This is a genomic window from Candidatus Binataceae bacterium, assembly GCA_036495685.1.
Lineage (GTDB): Bacteria > Desulfobacterota > Binatia > Binatales > Binataceae > JAFAHS01.
In genome coordinates this window covers 1-2,766 of record DASXMJ010000088.1, presented here as the reverse complement: position 1 = coordinate 2,766, position 2,766 = coordinate 1, and the positions used below count along the sequence as shown (strand labels likewise).

2 protein-coding genes and 2 rRNA genes are annotated in these 2,766 nt (G+C 60.2%); 3 read left to right on the top strand and 1 reads right to left on the bottom strand.

Annotation, left to right across the window (positions count from 1 at the left end; all coding sequences use genetic code 11):
- The 3 genes from VGI36_09300 to VGI36_09290 form a co-directional block, all read left to right on the top strand.
- Positions 1–259: ribosomal RNA gene (locus tag VGI36_09300) — 23S ribosomal RNA — on the top strand; the annotation flags it as partial.
- A gap of 192 nt (positions 260–451) precedes the next feature.
- Positions 452–569, top strand: a 5S ribosomal RNA gene (rrf, locus tag VGI36_09295).
- 196 nt (positions 570–765) lie between these two features.
- Positions 766–1,944 (top strand): amidohydrolase family protein, encoded by a 1,179-nt coding sequence (locus VGI36_09290; protein HEY2485332.1) that lies wholly within the window; start codon positions 766–768, stop codon positions 1,942–1,944.
- Between the two features lie 90 nt (positions 1,945–2,034).
- Here VGI36_09290 and VGI36_09285 read toward each other — a convergent pair whose 3' ends face one another.
- Complete coding sequence (locus VGI36_09285; GenBank protein HEY2485331.1) at positions 2,035–2,427, bottom strand: nuclear transport factor 2 family protein; 393 nt, start codon at positions 2,425–2,427, stop codon at positions 2,035–2,037.
- Between the last annotated feature and the right edge of the window lie 339 nt (positions 2,428–2,766).

Genomic DNA, 2,766 nt, shown 5'->3' with positions numbered 1-2,766 from the left:
GGAGCTGTCCTTAGTACGAGAGGACCGGGACGGACGGACCTCTGGTGGACCGGTTGTAGCGCCAGCTGCATAGCCGGGTAGCCATGTCCGGAAGGGATAACCGCTGAAAGCATATAAGCGGGAAGCCCACCCTAAGATTAGGTATCCCGATCGCAAGATCCTAAAGGCCCGTTCTAGACAAGGACGTTGATAGGCTGGAGGTGGAAGCATTGAAAGATGTGGAGCTGACCAGTACTAATCGGCCGTGCGGCTTGACCATCGCTTTCTCAATTCGATTACTCACTGAGTATCGATTGGATAGCGTGCGGGCCATCCAGGTTCGGAGTTGTCTATCGCTACGCCGAACCTGTCCCGCGAGCAGGAATTGCACCCGAGGCTCCTGATTACTTCTACGAAGACCCTACATTCAGTTTGTCGGAAATCTTAAGCCGCGCCACAAGCGCGCAAGGTTTCCGGTCGCCATGGCGAAGGTGTAACACCCGTTCCCATCCCGAACACGGCAGTTAAGCCCTTCAGCGCCGATGGTACTGTGACCGAAGGCGTCACGGGAGAGTAGGACGCGGCCGGGAAATTCTTAGGGCGGAGCAGAAATGCTCCGCCCTTTTGGTTCGGGCCGGGTCCGCGGTGTGGTCGCAACCGCGCATCCTTAACTAGGCAGCCCGGGTGCGCAGCTTATCTGGCGGTCCGCCTGGTTCTGGCCGCTGGTCCCGGTTAGTGCTTAGATCGCTCTAGGCCAAGGACTCAAAGATCTGCAGAGGAATTTTCATGACCTACGCACCCGAGCAACGCGCATTCTACGACGCCGATAGCCACATCATGGAGCTTCCGGATTTTCTCCAGAAGTATGCCGACCCGGGGCTGCGCGACGAGATGCCGGCGGTGAGTTACGGCGCCTCGCTCGTCACTGATGAAGAAGTGGCCGAGATAATGGCGCGCGGTGGACACCACACCCCAGAGCACATCGCAGAACAGCTCGCGATGGGCGACCACTTGATCGAGCGATCAAAGGAAATTCAGGCGTTGGGCGCGTTCGACGGCCGCCAGCGCACGCTGGCGCTGGACTTGCTGGGTTTCAAAAAACAGCTGGTGTTCGCGACCCACAGCCTCGCTATGCCATTTTCGGCCAACACCAGGATTGCCCCGAAGCTGCGCTACGGGGCGGCGCGCGCACACAACCGCCACATGGTCGACTTCTGTTCAGCCGACGAACGCCTGATGGGCATCGCGGCGGTCCCGCTCGACGACCCGGAGCTCGCGCTCGACGAGCTGGAGTTTGCGCTGCGCTCGGGGCTGAAAGCTATCTGGATCCCGCATCGTGTCTGCGGCGACAAAGCGCCGGGGCATATCGCGTTCGATCGGTTCTGGGCCCGCCTGGTCGAGGCGGATACCCCGTTCGTCATGCACGTCGGAGGCGCACCGCTGCAGTCGGCGAGTGAATGGATGAACAACGGGCGACCGCCGGTGAAGGACTGGATGGGCGGCGGGGAGAACCTGCGCACCAAGGACATGGCGATCCTGCATCAAGCGATCGAGACCTTTATATCGATGATGCTCATCGACGGCGTCTTCGAGCGGTTCCCGGCGCTGCGCGGGGCGGCAATCGAACTGGGTGCGGGATGGGTACCGGCGATGCTCACTCGGCTCGACTGGACGGTGGGAATCTGGCGCAAGACCGACACCAGCATAGCCGCTTTCAAGCGCAAGCCGTCTGAGCAGATCATCGAGCAGATGGCTTTCACGCCCTACGTGTTCGAGGAAGTCGGCGCGTTCGTCGATCAGTCGCACCCCGATCTGTATCTTTTTTCGAGCGATTACCCGCACAGGGAAGGCGGGCGCAATCCGATCAGCCGCTTCGAAACCGCGCTCGGCGATCGGCCCGAGACCGTTCGCAACAAATTTTACTCCGAGAACTTCCTGCGCATTTTCCCACAGGCGCGCGTGTAAACCGCGAGTTCCAACCCGCCGCACGTCAGGCGCGTGGGGTTTTGACAAAGGGCAGGGCGATTCCGCTCCGCCCTTTTGCCCGTCGTTCCACTACTCCTTCGGAAGCGGAGAGAAGTGCGCGCTCACGATCTTCCACTGGGACTCGCGCTTGGCCAGTACCATCGTGGTCCGTCCCGATTGGACTCGGGGAGCGCCCCCGCCCTTCGGTGTGGTCGCCAGGCGATCATAGGAGTTGATCACGCCGGTGGTTTCGTTGATGGCTCGGTAAGAGGGCTGATGGAACGAGAAGGTGGTCGATTCCGCTCCCGCCACCGTACTCTGCAGGTACTCAAGAAAGCTCTCCTTGTTGTCGAAGCGATACGGGACATGGTCGAAGATCTCGACGTCGTCATCCAGTGCGGTGATGAACGGCGCGAAATCTCCCTTGGTCGCCGCCGCAATGATCTGGTCGACAGCCCGTTTTATCTCTTCCTGTGCTGACATTGGTCGCTACCTCCTGTGATCAGGTTGATCGATCAACCTGAGCATGGACCACGATTTCGCGGGTGACAATTACCTCGAAGGTAAACGCGACCGTCACCTGAAATCGCCTGAGTCGGGAAATTCAAGCCTTTTCGCCGATCGACGTGCGTGAAGATTGTCTCGGGTTACCTGGGGTTGGATACCGTTTGGACCACAGTCGCCCCGCCGGTGCCGCGATCAAAAGGCGGGTGCGATGGCATAGCTATTTCCGTATCCTATCCAGGATGCCCGCGGTGATGAGGCCAGCGGCCGCGGCAATGACCAGGAAGGCAAGCGAAGCCGCCGCAGCGGAGCGCCAAT

What these genes read in the sequence shown, in the direction of transcription:
- VGI36_09290 (HEY2485332.1), top strand. Translation starts at nt 766, where the DNA reads ATGACCTACGCACCCGAGCAACGCGCATTCTACGACGCCGATAGCCAC.
- VGI36_09285 (HEY2485331.1), bottom strand. Translation starts at nt 2,427, where the DNA reads ATGTCAGCACAGGAAGAGATAAAACGGGCTGTCGACCAGATCATTGCG.